19 protein-coding genes and 1 riboswitch are annotated in these 19,282 nt (G+C 48.5%); of the genes, 8 read left to right on the forward strand and 11 right to left on the reverse strand.

The features are described 5' to 3' along the window. The first annotated feature begins 17 nt into the window (after positions 1-17). Together mmsA and mmsB are read left to right on the forward strand one after the other, a co-directional pair. The gene (gene mmsA / locus ABH897_RS10535) at positions 18-1,568 is read left to right on the forward strand and encodes a multiple monosaccharide ABC transporter ATP-binding protein (RefSeq protein WP_404591859.1); all 1,551 of its coding nucleotides are present in this window, start codon (positions 18-20) and stop codon (positions 1,566-1,568) included. After that, positions 1,552-2,715, forward strand: a complete 1,164-nt coding sequence (mmsB, locus tag ABH897_RS10540; RefSeq protein WP_283654911.1) for a multiple monosaccharide ABC transporter permease — start codon at positions 1,552-1,554, stop codon at positions 2,713-2,715. Before mmsA ends, mmsB begins: the two co-directional genes overlap by 17 nt. A 98-nt stretch (positions 2,716-2,813) precedes the next feature. On the opposite strand, the gene ABH897_RS10545 is transcribed toward mmsB, so the two are convergent. Beyond that, on the reverse strand, positions 2,814-3,569 hold the full coding sequence (locus tag ABH897_RS10545) for an MBL fold metallo-hydrolase (RefSeq protein WP_283654912.1): 756 nt from the start codon (positions 3,567-3,569) through the stop codon (positions 2,814-2,816). A 160-nt stretch (positions 3,570-3,729) separates the two neighbouring features. On the opposite strand from ABH897_RS10545, the gene ABH897_RS10550 reads away from it, so the two are divergent. Then, a complete protein-coding gene (locus ABH897_RS10550) occupies positions 3,730-4,158 on the forward strand; it encodes an Lrp/AsnC family transcriptional regulator (protein WP_283654913.1) in 429 nt (142 codons plus the stop codon). Between the two features lie 56 nt (positions 4,159-4,214). Here the strand turns inward: ABH897_RS10550 and ABH897_RS10555 are convergent, their stop codons facing one another. Continuing rightward, positions 4,215-4,733 carry a GNAT family N-acetyltransferase gene (locus ABH897_RS10555; protein ID WP_283654914.1) on the reverse strand — a complete coding sequence of 173 codons (519 nt, stop codon included), beginning with the start codon at positions 4,731-4,733 and terminating at the stop codon, positions 4,215-4,217. A 159-nt stretch (positions 4,734-4,892) separates the two neighbouring features. On the opposite strand from ABH897_RS10555, the gene ABH897_RS10560 reads away from it, so the two are divergent. After that, positions 4,893-5,807 (forward strand): EcsC family protein, encoded by a 915-nt coding sequence (locus ABH897_RS10560; RefSeq protein WP_283654915.1) that lies wholly within the window; start codon positions 4,893-4,895, stop codon positions 5,805-5,807. Between the two features lie 108 nt (positions 5,808-5,915). Here ABH897_RS10560 and ABH897_RS10565 read toward each other — a convergent pair whose 3' ends face one another. After that, entirely contained in the window at positions 5,916-7,184 is a 1,269-nt protein-coding gene (locus ABH897_RS10565) for an MFS transporter (protein WP_044645276.1), read from the reverse strand. A 375-nt stretch (positions 7,185-7,559) separates the two neighbouring features. Here ABH897_RS10565 and ABH897_RS10570 point away from each other — a divergent pair, with 375 nt between their 5' ends. Next, entirely contained in the window at positions 7,560-9,329 is a 1,770-nt protein-coding gene (locus ABH897_RS10570; protein ID WP_283654916.1) for an acid phosphatase, read from the forward strand. 167 nt (positions 9,330-9,496) lie between these two features. Here the strand turns inward: ABH897_RS10570 and queF are convergent, their stop codons facing one another. From queF to ABH897_RS10600, 6 genes are all read right to left on the reverse strand, one after another. Next, positions 9,497-9,994 carry a preQ(1) synthase gene (gene queF / locus ABH897_RS10575; RefSeq protein WP_283654917.1) on the reverse strand — a complete coding sequence of 166 codons (498 nt, stop codon included), beginning with the start codon at positions 9,992-9,994 and terminating at the stop codon, positions 9,497-9,499. Positions 9,995-10,290: 296 nt separating this feature from the next. After that, on the reverse strand, positions 10,291-11,169 hold the full coding sequence (queE, locus tag ABH897_RS10580; RefSeq protein WP_283654918.1) for a 7-carboxy-7-deazaguanine synthase QueE: 879 nt from the start codon (positions 11,167-11,169) through the stop codon (positions 10,291-10,293). Continuing rightward, entirely contained in the window at positions 11,162-11,653 is a 492-nt protein-coding gene (queD, locus tag ABH897_RS10585; protein ID WP_283654919.1) for a 6-carboxytetrahydropterin synthase QueD, read from the reverse strand. The genes queE and queD overlap by 8 nt, the downstream gene beginning before the upstream one ends. Further along, positions 11,646-12,329 carry a 7-cyano-7-deazaguanine synthase QueC gene (gene queC, locus ABH897_RS10590; protein WP_283656212.1) on the reverse strand — a complete coding sequence of 228 codons (684 nt, stop codon included), beginning with the start codon at positions 12,327-12,329 and terminating at the stop codon, positions 11,646-11,648. Before queC ends, queD begins: the two co-directional genes overlap by 8 nt. 132 nt (positions 12,330-12,461) lie before the next feature. Beyond that, positions 12,462-12,505: riboswitch (PreQ1 riboswitch) on the reverse strand. Positions 12,506-12,575: 70 nt separating this feature from the next. Then, positions 12,576-13,280 carry an AIM24 family protein gene (locus ABH897_RS10595; protein WP_404520359.1) on the reverse strand — a complete coding sequence of 235 codons (705 nt, stop codon included), beginning with the start codon at positions 13,278-13,280 and terminating at the stop codon, positions 12,576-12,578. Between the two features lie 25 nt (positions 13,281-13,305). Further along, positions 13,306-13,746 (reverse strand): SH3 domain-containing protein, encoded by a 441-nt coding sequence (locus ABH897_RS10600; protein ID WP_283654921.1) that lies wholly within the window; start codon positions 13,744-13,746, stop codon positions 13,306-13,308. A gap of 304 nt (positions 13,747-14,050) precedes the next feature. Between ABH897_RS10600 and ABH897_RS10605 the strand changes: the two genes are divergently transcribed. From ABH897_RS10605 to ABH897_RS10615, 3 genes are all read left to right on the forward strand, one after another. Beyond that, a complete protein-coding gene (locus ABH897_RS10605; protein ID WP_283654922.1) occupies positions 14,051-14,206 on the forward strand; it encodes a hypothetical protein in 156 nt (51 codons plus the stop codon). A gap of 223 nt (positions 14,207-14,429) precedes the next feature. Beyond that, the gene (locus tag ABH897_RS10610) at positions 14,430-15,197 is read left to right on the forward strand and encodes a hypothetical protein (RefSeq protein ID WP_283654923.1); all 768 of its coding nucleotides are present in this window, start codon (positions 14,430-14,432) and stop codon (positions 15,195-15,197) included. Between the two features lie 71 nt (positions 15,198-15,268). Further along, positions 15,269-16,252, forward strand: a complete 984-nt coding sequence (locus tag ABH897_RS10615) for a helix-turn-helix transcriptional regulator (protein WP_283654924.1) — start codon at positions 15,269-15,271, stop codon at positions 16,250-16,252. A 44-nt stretch (positions 16,253-16,296) separates the two neighbouring features. Here the strand turns inward: ABH897_RS10615 and ABH897_RS10620 are convergent, their stop codons facing one another. Both ABH897_RS10620 and ABH897_RS10625 read right to left on the reverse strand, forming a co-directional pair. Then, positions 16,297-16,968, reverse strand: a complete 672-nt coding sequence (locus ABH897_RS10620) for a 3'-5' exonuclease (protein WP_283654925.1) — start codon at positions 16,966-16,968, stop codon at positions 16,297-16,299. Between the two features lie 244 nt (positions 16,969-17,212). After that, positions 17,213-19,099 carry a 5'-nucleotidase C-terminal domain-containing protein gene (locus ABH897_RS10625; protein ID WP_404591862.1) on the reverse strand — a complete coding sequence of 629 codons (1,887 nt, stop codon included), beginning with the start codon at positions 19,097-19,099 and terminating at the stop codon, positions 17,213-17,215. Between the last annotated feature and the right edge of the window lie 183 nt (positions 19,100-19,282).

Genomic DNA, 19,282 nt, shown 5'->3' on the forward strand with positions numbered 1-19,282 from the left:
CGAAAGGAGTGTATCCCATGACTGGAATCATTTTGGAAATGAAGGGAATTACCAAGACCTTTCCCGGTGTGAAGGCGTTGGAAAATGTAAATCTCAAGGTCAAGGAAGGCGAGATCCATTCCCTGTGCGGTGAGAACGGTGCGGGCAAATCGACGCTGATGAAGGTACTGAGTGGTGTATATCCGCATGGAACCTACGAAGGGGATATTGTTTTCCAGGGTAAAACATGCGAGTTCAAGGACATCAAGCAGAGCGAGGAATTGGGAATCGTCATTATCCATCAGGAGCTGGCGCTGATCCCCTATCTCTCGATTGCAGAAAATATTTATCTGGGCAACGAACGCGCCAGCGGCGGCGTGATTGATTGGAAAGAGACTTTTGTCGGCACCCGCGAGCTGCTGTCCAAGGTGGGTCTGAGCGAAAATCCCAACACATTAGTTACGAACATCGGGGTCGGGAAGCAGCAACTGGTTGAAATTGCGAAAGCGCTCTCTAAAAAGGTAAAGCTGCTCATTCTCGATGAGCCGACAGCGGCGTTGAATGAGGACGACAGCGAAAACCTGCTTAATCTGATGCTGGAATTTAAAAGACAGGGCATTTCCTGCATTCTGATCTCCCACAAGCTGAATGAGGTCGCCAAGGTATCCGATTCGATCACGATTTTGCGGGACGGAAAGACGATTGAGACGCTGGATATGAAAAAGGATCAGGTCACAGAGGACCGGATTATTAGCGGGATGGTTGGACGTGATCTGACCAGCCGTTACCCGGAGCGCCATGCGGAGATTGGCAAAGTTATTTTGGAAGTGAAGGATTGGACGGTGTATCACGAGCATCATGCGGAGCGCAAGGTGCTGGATCAGGTGAACTTGAACATCCGGCGAGGTGAAATTGTCGGCATTGCCGGATTGATGGGAGCGGGACGGACGGAACTGGCGATGAGTATTTTTGGCAAATCGTATGGACGCAATATTTCCGGTCAACTGATCAAGGAAGGCAAGCCGATCCAGAACAACACGGTAACAGACGCGATTAACAACGGCTTTGCCTATGTGACCGAGGATCGCAAGGAGTATGGCCTTATTCTGATGGACGATATCAAGCGCAATATTTCGCTGACCGGCCTGAACAAGCTGACGAAGGGCGTTGTCGTCAATGAGCAGGAGGAAGTGATCGTTGCCGAGGATATGAAGAAGAGCATGAACATCAAAGCGCCGAGCATTTTACAGAAAACGGGCAATCTGAGCGGCGGTAATCAGCAGAAGGTGGTACTGAGCAAATGGATTTTTGCCGGGCCGGATATTCTGATTCTGGATGAGCCGACGCGCGGCATTGATGTGGGTGCCAAATATGAAATTTATACGATTATTCATCGACTTGCCGCCGAAGGCAAGGGTGTGCTGGTTATTTCGTCCGAGCTGCCAGAGGTACTGGGCTTGTGTGACCGAATTTACGTCATGAACGCCGGGCGGATTACGGGAGAGGTTAGCCGTGAGGACGCGTCGCAGGAAACATTGATGAGATATATGACCAAGTCGGGAGGCGTGAAGCATGGAAACCATAACTAAATTATTTAAAAATAACATCCGCCAATATGGCATGATGATTGCGCTGGTCGTCATAATGATCTTGTTCGAGGTGCTGACGGGCGGCCTGCTGTTGAAGCCGATTAATATTACAAATCTGATTCTGCAAAACAGCTACATTCTCGTGCTCGCCATCGGGATGGTGCTGGTCATCATCACGGGGCATATTGATTTGTCTGTCGGCTCGATCGCCGCTTTTGTCGGAGCAGTGGCCGCCATCATGATGGTGGATTGGCAGCTTCCGGCGTGGATCGCCGTCATTGCATCTTTGGTAGTCGGGGCGCTGATCGGCGCGTGGCAAGGGTTCTGGGTCGCCTATGTGCGGATTCCGGCGTTTATCGTGACGTTGGCGGGGATGCTGCTCTTTCGCGGCTTGACCATGATCGTACTGGAAGGCCAATCCATCTCTCCTTTTCCGGGTGGCTTTCAGAAAATCAGTTCAGGCTTCCTGCCTGATTTTGCTTCCTCGGGTTATAACCTGGTATCCGTCATTGTCGGCATCGCGCTCACGGTATGGTTTATCGTCAACGAGCTTCGCGAACGCCGTTCCCAGCTTAAATACGGCTTTGAGGTTCCGTCACAGACTCTGTTTGTACTCAAGCTGATTGTGGTCGCTGCTGTCATCAACCTGTTCACCTTTATGCTCGCAAGCTATGCGGGGATTCCGAACATTCTCGTATTGCTGTTCATTCTGATCGTTGTATACTCCTTCGTCATGAACCGCACGATTATGGGCCGACATGTGTATGCGCTGGGTGGAAATGAAAAGGCGGCGGGTCTGTCCGGTGTCAAAACGAAAAAAGTAACGTTCTGGGTATTCGTCAACATGGGCGTGCTGGCCGCCATTTCCGGTCTGATCTTCGCTGCACGTCTGAACGCGGCTACACCAAGAGCAGGTACGAACTTTGAGCTGGATGCTATCGCTGCTTGCTTTATCGGTGGGGCTTCGGCATCCGGCGGGATCGGGACGGTTTTCGGAGCGATTATCGGTGGTTTGGTCATGGGCGTACTGAATAACGGCATGTCCCTGATCGGTCTGGGCATTGACTGGCAGCAAGGCATCAAGGGCTTGGTGCTGCTGCTGGCGGTAGCCTTCGATATTTACAACAAAAACAAAAGATCAGCCTAAGCTTCATATTCCAGGATTGTACAGAAAGAACCTCCAGTCCCACTTGAAATGTGGATGCTGGAGGTTCCTTGTTGGTTCGTTTTTGACGCTAGCGGAGCTTATTTATCAGATAAGCTTTCTCCATCTACCGGAATATGCACACGCTCACTCAGTCCTTCGTTGCATATATGTTCGGATAGCTCAGTTCGGGTGAGCAGACAATGATTGATCGCCTCCATATGGACAGCCACTACTTGTGTATAAGGGGCGTGTTGCGCAACCGTCGTCACATCCTGCGCTGTCATCGTAATTGGATCACCCACTGTGAACCGCGCTCCTCCGGCATTCACAATCGTCCACTCCGGATGGTACTTGTCGAGAGCTTCTGCCACTTCACTGCACCAGATTGTGTCCCCTGCCAAATAGACAGCAGGCTCGCCCGGAGCCTGGAATACAAAGCCCGATACGGGGCCCATCTGTTCGCCGATTTCCCCAGTACCATGATGCCCGGTTGTGCGGATGATCTCAATTTCTCCCACAGAACCAACCACCCAAACTGGAGTTACCTGCGTAAAACCGTCAGCGGCGATCTGATCTTCATTTCCGGGCTGGCAGAGGACAGGGAGCTGTTTGTCCAGCCATTGCGCTGCTGCCGGGTCCCAGTGATCCGGGTGCAAATGCGTAACGATAACAACGTCAGGCTGTCCAAGCGTTTCCCATTGCGGCGGCAAGGGAACCAGCGGATTACGGTGGTCATTTTCCGTATTCGGGATAGGCGGATTTACGCCAGGCTCGCTCAGCATCGGGTCAATCAGAAATTTTACTCCGGCGTACTCCAGCCATAGGGTTGCATTGCGGATCAGTGTGATTTTCATATTTGGAAGCTCCTTTTAGTTGGACAGATTAATTTTTAGCCGAATATGTTCGGCAGTTGTTTGTTTCTGTTACAATCATATCTGATGCAAGAAGCTACAGGCTATGGCCTGCTGAAAGGAAAACAAGAATTCTCGTTTCATCATGAAAGGAAAAATGGCTATGGAACTATTCGTACCCGATGACACTGATCTGCGCATTCTTCATCATCTGATTGAGGACAGCTCTTTATCGCACAAGGAGATTGGTCTGCTTGTTCATCTTACGGGCCAAGCGGTAGGAGCGCGTGTTCGAAAAATGCAGGATGCGGGCATCATCGAAGGCTATACGCTACGCTGGAACCCTGAAAAAATGGGGCAGACCATTCATGCCTTTATTACGGTGTTTTTGAATTCGGGAACCGTTCATAGTGCTTTCCAGGCATTCGCACGGAAGCATCCCTCTATTGTTGAGATTCATCGGGTTAGTGGGGAGGGCTGTTACTGGATGCGCTTGCGCATGTCGTCACAGGAAGAGCTAAATACCATGCTTGATGAACTGACGCAGTACGGCAATTACAAGCTAAGCTTTTCGTTAGGAGAAATAAAATGATAAAAGCTCCCGGTGCTAGTACCGGGAGCTTTTTTGTTAGAAAGGAGGCATAGGAGTTAGCTATGCAGGCTCATTTTTAAAATATGCTGCAAGCCGTGCGATCCCATCTTGGTGTCGCCCTCGTCTTTAAAGCCGCATTTGAGATACAGACTTTGAGCAGGCAGATTACGGGCGTTGACACCCAGCACGACTTCACGAATATGTGGGAAATACTCGGAGATATATGGGGGCAGTAGAAGCAGCCCTTTTTTGGCGTATCCTTGTCCCTGATCTGAGTAATGAATAGAGAAGGCACGCAGCAACAGAGCTTCGGAAGTATTCGTATAGTCCGCTAACTCATCTCCATCGTACAAAATGAAAAAGCCTACCGGTCTTCCGGCAGCTGTAATAACGACAGGATGGCGGTGCGGGTCTTGCTTGGCCAGTGCCAGCATTTCATCCGGCATTCCTGTAAACTGCTGCTGATCCTCAGGCAGATAAAACGTATGTAAAATGGCATCATGCTCACAATGGTAAGGTACAAGTTCTACGTCAGTGGTAGAGGAGGGCTGTGAGGTGCATGTAGGTTTATTCATGGTTATACTCCGATCCGTACGTATTTTTAACATACTATAACATCTCATTGACTTTATCAGTTGAACTAAAAAATGTACAAAAAGAGAAACCCGAACTCTCCTCACTTACGTATTACCCATTACATAAACAAGCATGGTTAAAAGGAGACGTGTACTTCTATGAAGCAGGCTGCACAATATCGTGAAAGTCAGGATCTATTGCGTCATGAGCTGAAAGCCATTGAGGCGTGGGAGAAGGCGCAAAAGGATATTTTTTTCTGGGAAAAGCTCGGCAGATGGCCCTTTATGCTACTGGATCGACTGACACCCAAAATGATTAAGGACAAGCTGGAGCAACTGCTTAATGAGCTGGGAAGCTTTATTCAAAACGGTGGTAAATATCTGGTGAAAGAAGAAACGGTTCTGAATAAGCTGAAAAGGACGGCCCGTGAACACGTGATTCGGCAAAAGGGCGCGGATTCCACTTCTGATACGCAGGATCGGCTTCATGATGGGGAGAACGTTGATTCGGACAGTAGTTCTGAACCGACGTGGGGATTGAAGCAGGCGGCTGATTTGCCCCTGACGATCATGGATCAGACCGCTGACGATATGATATCAGGCCGCATCACCTTTGCTACCGCTCAGGGAGCAACAACGGGGATCGGCGGTGTGTTTACCATTGCGGCGGATATTCCTATTTTGCTCGGCTTGTCGCTCAAGGTACTTCAGGAAATGGCGTTGTGCTACGGCTTCAATCCTGATGAGAAGGAGGAACGTATATTTATCATTAAATGTATGCAATTCGCTTCATCCGATATTGTGGGCAAAAAGGCTGTGCTGGAGGAACTGGCCTTGTTTGATGATCCTTCACGCCAGGCGCAGGTCTTTTCCCAGATGCAGGGATGGAGAGAAGTCGTTAATACGTACCGCGATCAGTTTGGATGGAAAAAGCTACTCCAGATGGTCCCGATTGCGGGCATTTTGTTTGGCTCCATTGCAAATCGAAATGCTATTCGTGACGTAGCTGAGGCGGGTAAAATGCTATACAGGAAGCGCCGTATTTTGATGCGTTTGGTGGAAGAAGAGAGCTGACTGGATGATTCGGGATATAAGGGGGATGTTTCTTGGCTTGCTAGGGGAATCAGGTTAGGCAATTACAAAGGTGTGAAGCGGCCGGGATGGCCGCCACACGCTTGCCTGTTACACTTCGGCTCCGTTTTCTTCGGCCCAGCGGTTCAGGGTTTTATCTGTAGGAAGCAGGAACGTCAAAATGCCGAGCAGCGGCAAAAAGCCGCACAGGAACATGATGTTGGTGATGCCTACTTTGTCGATCCAGTTGCCGAGCACAAGCGCACCTACCCCACCAAGGCCAAAAGCGAGGCCCGTGATCAGACCGGAGACGGTTCCGATTTTGCCGGGTACGAGCATTTGAGCATATACGACCGTAATCGAAAAGCTCGACAGCATAATAAATCCGATAATCGGCAACAGGATAGCCGTCCAGAATTGGTTGGCGTAAGGTAACAATAGCGCGAGAGGCGCGGCCAATACCATGGACAGGAAAATCATGTTGCGTTTACCAAAACGGTCTGCCAGTGGACCGCCAAAGAAGGTGCCTAGCGCACCAGCTCCGAGAAACAGGAAAATGTACAGTTGTGCATCAGCCAGAGGCATTTTAAACACTTCCATCAGGTAAAACGAATAGTAGCTTCCGACCGAGGTTGAATACCACGAACGGACGAATACCAGCAGAATGAGAACAACCATGGCAAACATAATACGGTTGCGTACTTCGGGCTTCATCTGGCGTGCCGCCGCTTTTTTACGTGCATAGCCTTCCGTGCGCAGGACGTTACCATACCAGCGGGCGATGAACGACTGGACCACAATCCCGGCCGCAGCAATACCTGTGAACCAGATGGCGCCAAATTGCCCTAACGGGATAAAAATCCAGCTCGTAAGCATGGGTGCCAGCGATTGGCCCGCATTGCCGCCAACCTGGAAAATAGACTGAGCCAGCCCCCGACGAGGTCCGGCCGCCATGTGGGATACCCGCGAGCCTTCCGGGTGAAAGGCAGCCGAGCCCAGGCCCACGAAGATGACCGCGATGAGCACTGCTTTATAATCGGCAGCATAGGCGAGCAGCAGCATGCCTGTCAGCGTAAAGCCCATGCCGATCGGAAGGATCGCGGGCGTAGGTCTCTTATCCGAAAACAAGCCAATGACTGGCTGCATGATCGAAGCTGTAAAATTGATGGCGAATGAAATCCAGCCGATCTGCGTGTAGCTCAGGCTCATGGATTCTTTTAAGATCGGAAAGATCGCAGGAATGACCGATTGAATCGAGTCATTGAACAGATGGACGAAGCTGATGGCAATCAGAATCGCAAAAACGGTGCCCTTCGCTTGAGGTCCCGGCAGAGGGAGCGATTGGCCCGCTTCTTTTTTTGTAGCAGATTTAGTAGTCATGGCAACCTCCGATTATGTATGTATATTTTAAGATATAGGAAGCGATCCGTTTGCAGCAAATGGCTGAAAGGGGCATAAAGGCCGCCTTTACTCGGTGGTTCTTTCCCATCCTGCTGCATACTCGCAATTGCTTGATTTAGTTGGATTTTCTACACGTCGCATGGGAATTCAAACCAGCTTTTCTATAACAGACTAAACAAGGGTGTCTCAAGAGTCCGTATATGCGGCTCTGGGGGTGCCCTTTTTTCTTTTAACAAAACCATGCTCTTCATTTAACAAACTTAAGATATGATTCTTTATATCATACAACTTGTTGTATAGGTGATAGCTTTGTAGAGAACGCATGAAGAGCACAAGAGAGGATATGATTTGAGAATGAAATTGTTAAGGAAACCGTTATCAGTTGCTTTATTATCTGTACCCTTACTTATAGGTTCCCTGGGTGGAAGTTATGCGAGTGCGGCAACAATGCCAACAACGGTAACTGCGCCAGAGCCGTCTTGGGGATATTTCGTAGATCATTACAAAAATAATAATTCTGATAATAAGACGGAAAGTTCAAATCCGACACTCGGGTTGCTTTCCGGATTTAATAAGCTTTGGACTCCCGGCACCACCTGGGATACAGGTACCAAGCTGAATAGTAGCGTACTGGACGCCAATATTCAAAAAGTTATTGATATTGCTGCTCGCCGTACTTCCAGTGAGGCAGATGCGGCTTATTTGGATGATCGCAGAAATCAGAGCTACAGTGTGATCGATGGTCTGGGTTCGCTTACCGATGTATATCGAAAGAATGCAGGGGCAACTACAACAATCAATGACATTCCGGCAGATGCCTTGACTAAAAAATATGAAGATGCCGGAACCAATGCAGGCAGTACGAGTTCCGCTTTAGGCAATATCGTGAATTTAGTCAATACCTTGCGTGGTGATTACTCTTCGACGAGCTCGGCTAAGGCTTATTTTAGCTATCCTCGTCCGTTTCGCTGGAGCAATAATTCAGTCGTGGTTCCGACCCTGCTGCCCGCGCAAAATTCTGATCCGAGCAAGGATGGCGGTTTTCCTAGTGGTCATACCAATGCCGCGTATCTCAGCGCTTTTGCGATGGCCTATGCCGTACCAGAACGTTATCAGGAATTGATGACGCGAGCTTCGGAGCTGGGCAACAACCGTATTGTTGCCGGTGTGCATTCGCCATTTGATGTTATGGGAGGGCGCGTCATGGCAACTGCGGCGGCGGCTGCCATCCTGTCTGATCCGGCCAATAGCAGTTTAAAGAAAGCAGCTTATCAGGATGCTCACAGTACATTGTTAACGCAAACGGGTACAGCCTCGGATCGGTTCAGCAATTACTCTGCCAATAAAAAAAGCTATACTGAACGATTGACATACGGATTTAGTCCAATGAACCCGACCGCGACTGCAATGAAGGTGCCTAAGGGAGCTGAGGTGCTGCTGGAAACACGTCTGCCTTATCTGGACAGCACACAACGCCGTTGGGTTTTGGCTACTACAGGTCTTCCTTCCGGCTATCCTGTACTGGATGATGCTGAGGGATGGGGACGGCTTAATCTCTTTTCCGCGGCGGATGGTTTTGGGGCTTTTGCCAATAACGTTACCGTGACCATGGACGCTTCCAAAGGCGGTTTCAATGCTTTGGATCGCTGGCGCAACAATATCTCCGGCGTTGGAAAGCTGACTAAAAAGGGAACAGGTACGTTGAAGCTGCTGGGCAACAATACGTATTCCGGCGGTACACAGCTCGACCAAGGCAGACTTGAGGGGAATTCGGAGACGGCTTTCGGAAATGGGGATGTTACGAACAACGGGGGTACCCTCACTGAAAATGTTGCTGGCAAGCTGATCATCGGCGGCAATTACAAACAATCTGCCAAGGGCACACTTGAGCTCAACCTTCAGAGTAAAAATGATTTGCTCAAAATTAAAGGCACTGCAATACCTAATGGGAAATTGCGTCTGAATTTTTCAAACAAATATGTACCAGCTAACGGTGCCACGATCATGACTTATGGTAAACGAAATGGAGCATTTACTTCTATTGAAACCACAGGATTGCCAAGCAAGTACAAAGTGAAGGTTGTCTATAAAGCTGATAGTATTCAGTTAAAAGTTACAAAGTAATAAACTCGGAATACAACAATTGAAGTGCACCTTTAGAATTCATCGGATAACGGAAGGGTTATTCCCATGTCAATTCTAAGGGTGCACTTTGTTGTTTAATGATGAGGATATTGGGTTTTAAGTATCTTTACAATAGCAAATCATTGGTAGTGAAATTTCGTGAAATGTTAACGGTTATCTATAGTCTCCGGGTACATATCATGGTTCATCATACGGTGCTCTGCTATCTGCTCATACTTTGTTCCCGGTTTGCCGTAGTTTGTGTATGGATCAATGGAGATGCCACCGCGCGGCGTAAACTTGCCCCACACTTCGATATAACGCGGGTCCATCAGCTTGATTAAGTCATTCATAATGATGTTGACGCAGTCCTCATGGAAATCGCCGTGGTTGCGGAAGCTGAACAGATATAGCTTGAGGGACTTGCTTTCGACCATTTTGATATCGGGAATGTAGCTGATGTAGATGGTGGCAAAATCCGGCTGTCCTGTAATTGGACACAGGCTGGTGAACTCCGGGCAATTGAACTTTACAAAATAATCGCGGTACGGATGCTTATTATCAAAGCTTTCAAGAATGGCGGGATCATAGGCAAAGGTGTATTGTGTGCCTTGATTGCCAAGCAGAGTAACGTTGGTCATTTCTTCGGGTGTTCTTCCGGTCATATTGGATAAGGCTCCTTAAGTTTAGTTTGGTAAAAGGGGGAGGGAGTTATGGTGATCGGAGGGGGAAAGCGCTCCGCCATCAACACCATAAAATCCCTACTCGTTTTACATGTAGGTTGGGGCAGAAGTGAATAGTGTTCGCTCTTTTATTAAAGGAGCGCCACTTTGAGAAAGCCCGTCTTTAGAGACGAGGCTTTCTCTTTTTTATAACTTTGGATGTCGAAAGTGTACTTCAACGAATTTGGTGTAACTTTTGTATCACATACAGCTCATATGGAATATATTACTTATCAGTGCTATACGCCGCGTTTGTTGCCCCATACGAGGGCGTGGAGCTGCGGGAGTACCCGTACGTCGTTCAGACGTGAATCGTCCATAACACGGTCAATAAGCCATTCATAACGATGCAATAGGGATTCCGCAATCTGTCCGGTGTTCTCCGTGTTCACATCCGGGTTGCCAGTCTGGAGGAACAGCGGTACATGTGGATAGCGCTCGTGAACGGTGCGTGCATATGCGAGATCAATGTCATCGAATATGACGACCTTCAAGCTGCATGCTCCGTGGTAGCATCTCACTGATTCATTAGTGGCTTCCTTCGTGCACGTTGCGGTAGAGAAGTTGGACGCTGACGAGGGCTCTCCAGCCGCCTTCCAATCAGTAATCTTCCGATTTGACAGGCGGGCTACGATGTCATCCAGCACGTCCCAGTGGGTCGACATACCAGAGCTGGGCGGCTTGGGTGACAGGGTTACCTCGTCGATATCATACAGCCATTCCTGCCAGCGGGAGCCTTGTGTTTCGACAGCGGTGGCAATGCCTTGGCTGCGCAGCAGCGTGATTAGCTCTCCAAGCTGCGGCAACAGGGCCGGGTTGCCCCCGGATAGGGTCACATGTGAAAACCGTGTGCCACCGATGGCCTGAAGCTCCTGCCAAATGTCTGTGGCGCTGAGACGACGGATCTGATCCTTGGCGCTGCCGTCCCAGGTAAAGGCGGAATCGCACCATGAGCAGTGGTAATCGCAGCCTGCGGTACGAACAAACATCGTTTTGCGCCCAATGACCATGCCTTCGCCCTGAACGGTAGGACCAAACACCTCCAGTACAGGGATAGGGGCTGTTTTTGGGCCCCGGGAAGGTGCGGCTGTTTGGTGAGTCGCCGTGATATTACTCATCCAGCATCCACTCCCGTCGGAATTCGGCGTAGCTGGTAGGTGTTTCGAACAGCCGTACAAATTCAGTGCGCCCGCCTTCCACACGATGGCGGTATGCTTCCGAGGTTAGGGCGGACTCCATTTGTTCGAAGATCCAGACGACCATATTTTCCGCCGTTGTATTCATCGGGGGCAGCGTCTCATTCAGATAGTGGTGATCCAGATAAGGCTCAATCCGCTCCTTCCAGATCGTTTTGATATCACCAAAATCAAGGGTCAGACCGATTTCGTCCGGTATGCCGCTAATGCCGAAAACGACGATATAAGTATGTCCGTGCAGATTTTTGCATTTGCCTTCGTAGCAGTGCAAATGGTGTGCTGCATCGAACGTAAATTGCTTGCTGACCAGTACACGTTTGCGATGATAACGCAGCTGGGAGCGTTCAATGTCCGTCCCGAACTGCTGGAGCTTGTCGACGATACGAAAGGGGCCCGGCTCACGCATGGTCTTCAACTCCTTGCGACGAAGCTCCGCGTACAGCCAGATACTGTTCCAGCCCGGCGCGGCGCAGTTTGCAGGCAGGGCATTCGCCACAGCCGTCGCCAATGACGCCGTTATAGCATGTTAGTGTACGGGTTCTCACAAATTCAAAGGCTTCCAGCTCATCGGCCATTTGCCAGGTTTCGGCCTTATTCAACCACATGAGCGGGGTATGAATGACAAAGGGATAGTCCATGGAAAGATTTAAAGTAACGTTCAGCGATTTGATAAAAGAATCCCGGCAATCGGGGTAGCCGCTAAAATCCGTCTCGCATACGCCTGTGATCATGTGACGGGCTCCTTTTTGTTTGGCGAGCACTGCTGCGAAGCTGAGGAATAGCAGGTTGCGGCCGTCTACAAAGGTGCTGGGCAGCTCGCCTTCCTGCTGAGTAATGTCAATGTCGGTGCGTGTGAGGGCATTGGGGGCTAATTGATTGAGCAGGCTCATATCCAGTACCGATTGCGGAACACCCAGCTCGTGGGCAATCCCGGCCGCTACTTCGATTTCCTGCTTGTGGCGTTGACCGTAATCGAACGTCACCGTTTCTACTTCGGCAAAATGTTTTTTCGCCCAGAATAAACAGGTGGTGCTGTCTTGGCCGCCGCTAAATACGACGACCGCTTTTTCGTTTGCAAACATAAAAAAACCTCTCGATCTTCTTGGAATGGTGTAAGACACAGGGTCTTGTCACATGGAAGAAGGAGAGTTCTTGAACCGACTTCAACAAAAAACAGGCCTTGCCCCGCGATTATTTTTCATGCGGAGGACAAAGCATCGTTAGTTTTTTATAGAGGGAGTTCGCGAACCTCTCCCATGCATGGAGCATGGACTTTCTTCATTTGGTGTCTGACAGAGGACAGACGCCTTCATTATAGCATGGCAGAGCTATTTGATAAACACTCCGCCAAATGGAATGACTTCCCTTAAAAAGCGTTTGATCACGCCATCGTCGTTCATATCCTGCTGGAGCCGTCGATGATGCTCACCCGCATGAAAAAGCACAGTACCGTGTCCGGTCATTTTAAAATGATAATTCATATGCTGGCTGGCCAAATGGTTGCCATACACTGTCAGCTCCAGCTTGGCGTTTTCGGGATAGGCAATGACGCTGCTTGCATCGACATACATCGGCTCTGTTGGATGAAGCTGTTCCTGGCATACCAGTCCCTGAGTCAATAGACCGATCTGGCCGATGCCATCGAATTTCATTTTAATGACATCCCGACTGAACAACATGTTTTTCATGCTCAGCAGCTTGGTGCGCATATGGATACCGGAGCTGTACCAGAACAGGTTGCGAAAATCGTATAGCAGATCGTCGCCTCCTTCCAGCTCAATCATTTTCAGACTGAAACCGGGAGGAAGTGCGGCAATGAGGCGGCAAGCTCCTGTAAAATCGGCCTGAATCAGCTTGTGCTTGCGGTACATGCCTTTAATATTCATCAGTTTGTCACTACGGCCTGAGCTGGGTCCGCGGTACGCGATGATTTGCTGCGGGTGAAGAACATGCAGCTTTTCGCCCTCCGCCAGATCAAGCGTTACGACAGAACCGACACTTTCATCATGGTGTTGTCCTGCTTGTATGTCCATTCTGACCTTTCATCCTTTCAGGGGGCTAGTATCTTCCCGAACGTCGACGCATCCCGTAACGCAACAGGCGGATACCGATAAAATAACCAGCCAGCAGAATGACAGCTGTGAGGATCAGCATCTTGTTACGGTGTGAAGCCTGATCGCGCTGAACCTGAAGATTTTTCAGTTCGGTGACGGTGTCAGTCAGCTTGCGATTTTGCTCTAATAGTTGAGCGTTTTGCTCCTGATAAGCCTCAATGCTGCTACGGGCCTTTTGCAGCTCTTCCTGCGTTTGCTTATAGCTTTCCTTGAGCTGGTATACATCGCCAGGCAGTCGGGAAAATTGCTCAAAGCCCTGGTATACATCATCCCAGTAGGCGGCATGTGCTCCCGGAACTCCGTTTCCGCCAAAAATAAACAGAAGCGCTACAGCAGCGCAGACGACACGGCGGCAGAAAGCAAAGCGAGAAATTTGTCGTATCAAGAGATCTTCCTCCTTCTGATGCACCAAGATGTTAAATGATAAGCATAATTACCCATATCTTATGGTTACGCATAGTGTAATGATTAGGGTTCAAAGTTTAGAATAACAGGATGACAAATCCGGGAGGAATATTTACAAAAAAAGTCGATATTTTAGTTTAAGTGTACCTCAAAACGGGTATATCAAGGAAGCAACTACATTCCGGTAATTTTCTGGGGAGCACGTACAAGAGCCAGCCCTATTTGATGAAGAACAGAAATGAGTATAAATATATTAAGCAAGAATATAGAAGGAGAAATGAACGATGAACGAAAAGGAACAAACCTATAAAACGTTAAAAATAACGGTAAACGGAAAGCCTTTGTCGAAGGAACTAGTGGTGGACAGTATAACTTTTGCGCCTGTTCCCGATATTTTCACAAAAGCGAATGTTTCTTTGACAGAAACTATGATATCTTAGCTTTATATATGAAACGAGACTATAATGCAGCCCGGCTTACGCCGGGCTGTTTTTGCGTAATCATGCAATTTAAATGGGTTAAAATGTTATTTATTGATGTACTCCCCCTTTCCTATAGATTACCATGTATAATTTTCGGTAACGAACATATGTTCCCTGACAATATAGTGTCAGATAACACTGTTAATTTAGAGTTACATGTTCTTTTAGGGGGAATTTACCAGTGGTGAAGTCAATGATTAACGTAACGTACACATGGGACAAAGAGTCTATATCTGCGAATGGGTCCGAGCAAGTAAATCTGCTGATAGAATGGGGCCATGGGGCTATACGTAAAAGAAAAGGGACTTTAATGCCGAAAACAGTTGGATGTGACCTGCAACTCCGGTTCATTCCAGAGAGTGGGGTAAATCTATTAAAAGTGGATGGGGCCAGGCTCAGCTTCAATCGCTCGGAAGACGGAGAGTGTATGCTTGTTCACTGTGGTGATATGCGGAGGGGGAAGTATAAGCAGGCAATTTTGTCCTTTTCTATACCGGCCCACTCTTCCGGAAGACATATCATTGGATTGATGGAGTGGAGCTGGTGTAAGCCAACTCAGGAAAAAAGGACGCTGATTCGAACGGATCAGCTCTATATCCATTACACGCATCATCTCGGTCTGCTGAGCATTCCAATCAACCCGAAGGTGGAAAAATACATAAAGCTGAATGAGACGGCTCCTATTGTGAAGAAAGTATTGCGTATGTACGAGAAGGGGGAACAGGAGCGAGGGGCGTTTGTGCTTACCAGACAAGCAGATGAACTGCTTATACGGGCGGCGAGAACAGAAGACATGGAATATCTGCAGGAAGCCGAATTACTCTTTGCCGTACGCAATAAATGGAATGGGACTTTTGGATTATTTGAAACGTATAGTTCTAAAGTCTTTGTTAATAATGGGATAGCTGTAGAGGATGTTCGCTTTACCGAAATTAATATTTTAAAGTAGGCAATTATGCTAGTTTATTTATGTAATATAGTGAGTCTAATTTACTATCTTTTTGTAAAGGAGAGACTTCCTTGACTGATCGGTTGATACGGTTAATGCGGATTATTACTATTGTTCAGGCAAATCCGGGGATATTGGCAAGAGAGCTTGCCGAACGTTGTGAAACATCAGAACGCACCATTTACCGAGATATGGAGGCTCTAAGCGCTATGCATATTCCGATAGCCAATATGGGACATGGCAAAGGATACATATTTATTAGTAACTTCGCCTTGTATCCTCTCAATTGGACGGAAGAAGAGGCACTGGCTTTTGCCAGGCTGGGGGATGTCATGGAAACCGTAAAGCCTCTTTTACCACCAGCTTTTGAAAGTGCTTATGAGAAAGTGATGGCCTCCAGTCAGAAAAAAAAGATGGACCAGACAAGCTTCGCGCAGGAAATGAAAAATATCGTCCGGCTCGGCTCGACACTTGAGCGGGAAAACCAGCCCTATCTGCTCAGGCTGATTGTTTTGGCAAGTCTTACGCAGCAGACCATTGAAGCGGAATACAGTTCGCCTCAAAATGAAGATGTATCATTGGTTCAGATTGATCCTTATTGTCTGGTTCCACAGGATCGGCGTTTTTATATGCTTGGTTTTTGTCACAAGCAAGCCGCCATGAGAACCTTTCGGATCAGCCGCTTTCGAAATATGAGGATTTTGCCGTATACGTTTCAGAAGAATACTTATGAAATGGAAATGTTTTTTAAGGGAACCTGGTCGGTTACCAAGGGAGACCAGAATATCCGTTTTGTGGTAAGGTTTTCTGCTGGATCTGTATATCGGGTCAAAGAAGAGGAGCTGTTCATCAAGCCTTTTCTCAAGGATTTGCCGGATGGAAGTCTATTGTTTGAGGTAACGGTTAATCATGATGGTGAATTTCTGGACTGGCTCACTCAATATGGAGCGGAGGCGGAAATTTTGGAGCCTTTGCGATACCGCAAGCGAATGCAGGAAATGCTGCGAACCTGGGGGGCATTTTATTCCGATAAAAAGGCAGGGAATCACGAATGACAAGGGGTGATAGATCCCCCGGAACGGGCCGGGGTGCTATCCTCCTAACGGTCCTTAAACAGGTTGGCGAGATTGCCAAATGGACTGTACTGCTCCTGTTCTTCTTCCGGTGTGGAGTATACAAGCTTCGAACCCCGGCTTTCCTCATCGTCAGAAGCGTTATTGGATAATGTGATACGATCAAAATGATGCATGAAAACCTGAGCGGTATTCAGTGCATCGTCCAGCGCACGGTGCTGTTGACCATCAAAGTCAATGTTGCACAGCTCCAGCGCCTGAGACAGGCTTAGTTGACGGTATTTGCCATTGGAGCCGGACAGACGGGAGATTTGTTTTTGTATATCATTCGTATTATGAATCCAATGGAGGTCCACATGATGGGTGCGGCAATGAGATACCAGCTTCTGACGGTCATCTGGCCCCCAAGCACATAAGTAATAGGGGGAGTCCGTTCCGAGCCATGCGATAAATTGCTTCACAGCTTCAGGGAAGAGCGGGGCCGCATCAATGTCTCGTTGAGTAATACCGGTGAACTGCACGGTATCTGTAGACAGCACAGGCCGATTTGAGGGCCTGACAAAGCTATGGAACGTGTCCGCAACGTACAAGCCATCGTCTCCCTTCATGACTTTGACGGCACCGATATCAATGATTTCGGAGGAATATCTGGCGTTACGGCTAACGGTAAACTCAAGATCATAAATAATATATTGCATTTTTGTGCTCCTTCCACACATGTAACTGATCCCGTTAGAGAACGGGATGGATATTTTCTGCCCGAATGGCTCTTCTCCATCATACCTCCCGGTTCACAACTTGTCAGCGTCTAAAAGGCTTGCTTTTGAAAAAAATATGCGATGTCCAAATGAGTTTGGACTATCGCATAAAAACAACCTTCTGACATACAACAGCGTCCGAAACCATTGGGATTCCGGACGCTGCTTTTGCAAGCTTATTGAATTAGGCCGGGAGGTCAAGCTTTTGTCCCGGATAAATGCGGTGAGGATTTTTCAGCTTGTTCAGCTTTTGAAGCTGTTGCCAGGTGATACCGTATTGGCGGGAAATGTCATACAGTGTATCCCCGGACTTTACAATATACACATGGCTTTTTGTAGCTTGTGCAGAAGCAGGTGTCTGCTGTGGCTTCGCTGTTTGAGCTTTGGCTGGTGCAGGTTTCGCAGACGGGGTAGAGACCACTTGCGGTTCTTCCTGCACGGGTGCCGGTGTTGCGGTTGGAGCAGATGGTACAGGCTGCGCGGCAGGAACGGAAGCCTTGCCGTCTGCTTTGGCTTCTTGAATGCGGCCGTCTGCTTGTACTTGCAGGCTGGCGGAGCCAACCTTTTGCATGTAGCGAATCAGCGCCTCGTCAAGCGATCCGAACATACCTGCCTGCGGATATTTGGCGAACATTGTATACTGATCTCCACCTACAGCAGTAAAGTCATTGGTTGCCAGTGTGTACGTGGCATCAGGATCAAGCGTTTTTCCGCCAATCAGAATGGAGTGGACCCGACTTCCCTTGGCTGCCGATGTATCTATTTTAAACGAGATCCCCGATACTTGTGGAAAACCGCCGCTTGGCTCCGGATAGGAGGCTGTGCCATTTTCAAGTGCTGCCTGAATGTCGGAGCCTTTCACTTTCAGGGTAACAATCTGGTTGCCGAATGGCAGCACAGTGATGATGTCTCCCTTGGTTACCGTTCCCGTTTTGATGGACGCCCGAATGCCGCCGCCGTTGGTCAGGGCCACATCTGCCCCCGAAATATCACGCATGGCATCGGTGAGCAGATCGCCGAGATTCGTTTCACCTGCACGTACCTTTTCACGCGCTCCTTCCAGGTTCACACTCGTTTGTGCTACAACTTCTTTGAGAATAGGCTCCTGTTCCTTCTGAATGGAAGCGATCAATGAAGTAATCTCAGCATTTGGCTGAATGTCGGCTGCTTGCGTCGAATCAATCAGCTTGGCTTGTTTTTGGGTAACCTTACCGCCGTCGACCCATAAATCAACAACGCCCAGATACTTCGTATATTCACCCGCGCTTGCAATCAGTGTACCATTGTCACCGACCAAGCCTTTTTCCAGTACGGTATGGCTGTGTCCATCAATGAAAATATCAATGCCAGGCACTTCCTTGACGACCTTAAGGCTGGTGTCTTTGCTGGAAGCATCTTGTCCCAGATGACCAAGGACCACGACCACGTCCACTTTACTGCGGATTTCATCTACAGCCGCTTTGGCTTCAGCCGCGGGATCGGTGAATTGAATGCCCTCGACATTTTTAGGATTCGTTTTGTATGCCGTTTCGGGTGTGGTCAGGCCGATAATGCCGATTTTAACGCCATCGACCTCTTTAATGACATAAGGCTGGAACAAACGTGTTCCGTCCGTTTGCTTAATATTGGCGCTGAGTACCGGGAATTGAATTTCCTTACTCAACTCTACAAGATGCTTCCAGCCGTAATTAAACTCATGGTTGCCTGGTACCATCGCATCATAGCCCAACTTGTTAACCACTTTTACAATGCTCTCACCGTTGACCAAAGTAGCGAAAGTCGTTCCATGAACAGTATCTCCGTCATCCAGCAGCAGCGTATTGGGATTGGAAGCACGGTACTGATCAATGATGCCTGCCAGCTTGGCGAAGCCCATTTCCTTGTCGTTTGCCACCACGTGGGAATGAGTATCGTTCGTATGTAGGATGGTGATGTGTTTCCCGCTGACCGGAGGAGTTGCAGCTCCCGCTGTTCCCGTACTGACTGCCGGGTCCGCTGCTGCTGTGCCAAGACATCCGAGCAGAAGCGCGGCGGTCGTCAAGATGGACGAGATTTTTTTCCATGAGTTCATGTTGTTCTTTCAACCTCCTATAAAATGAATGAATTAGAGAAACCACTTACGTCCACATTTTATCAGAAGATTGTAAAAATAACTTCTATTTTATATTAGGGCACTAAATTTTTTTGCATATCGGTTGTTAAAGCCATCGCCAAATTACCTATATTGAAGATGAATTAATAAACGACAATTAGA

The sequence above is a fragment of the Paenibacillus sp. RC73 genome, assembly GCF_044908085.1.
Lineage (GTDB): Bacteria > Bacillota > Bacilli > Paenibacillales > Paenibacillaceae > Paenibacillus > Paenibacillus terrae_A.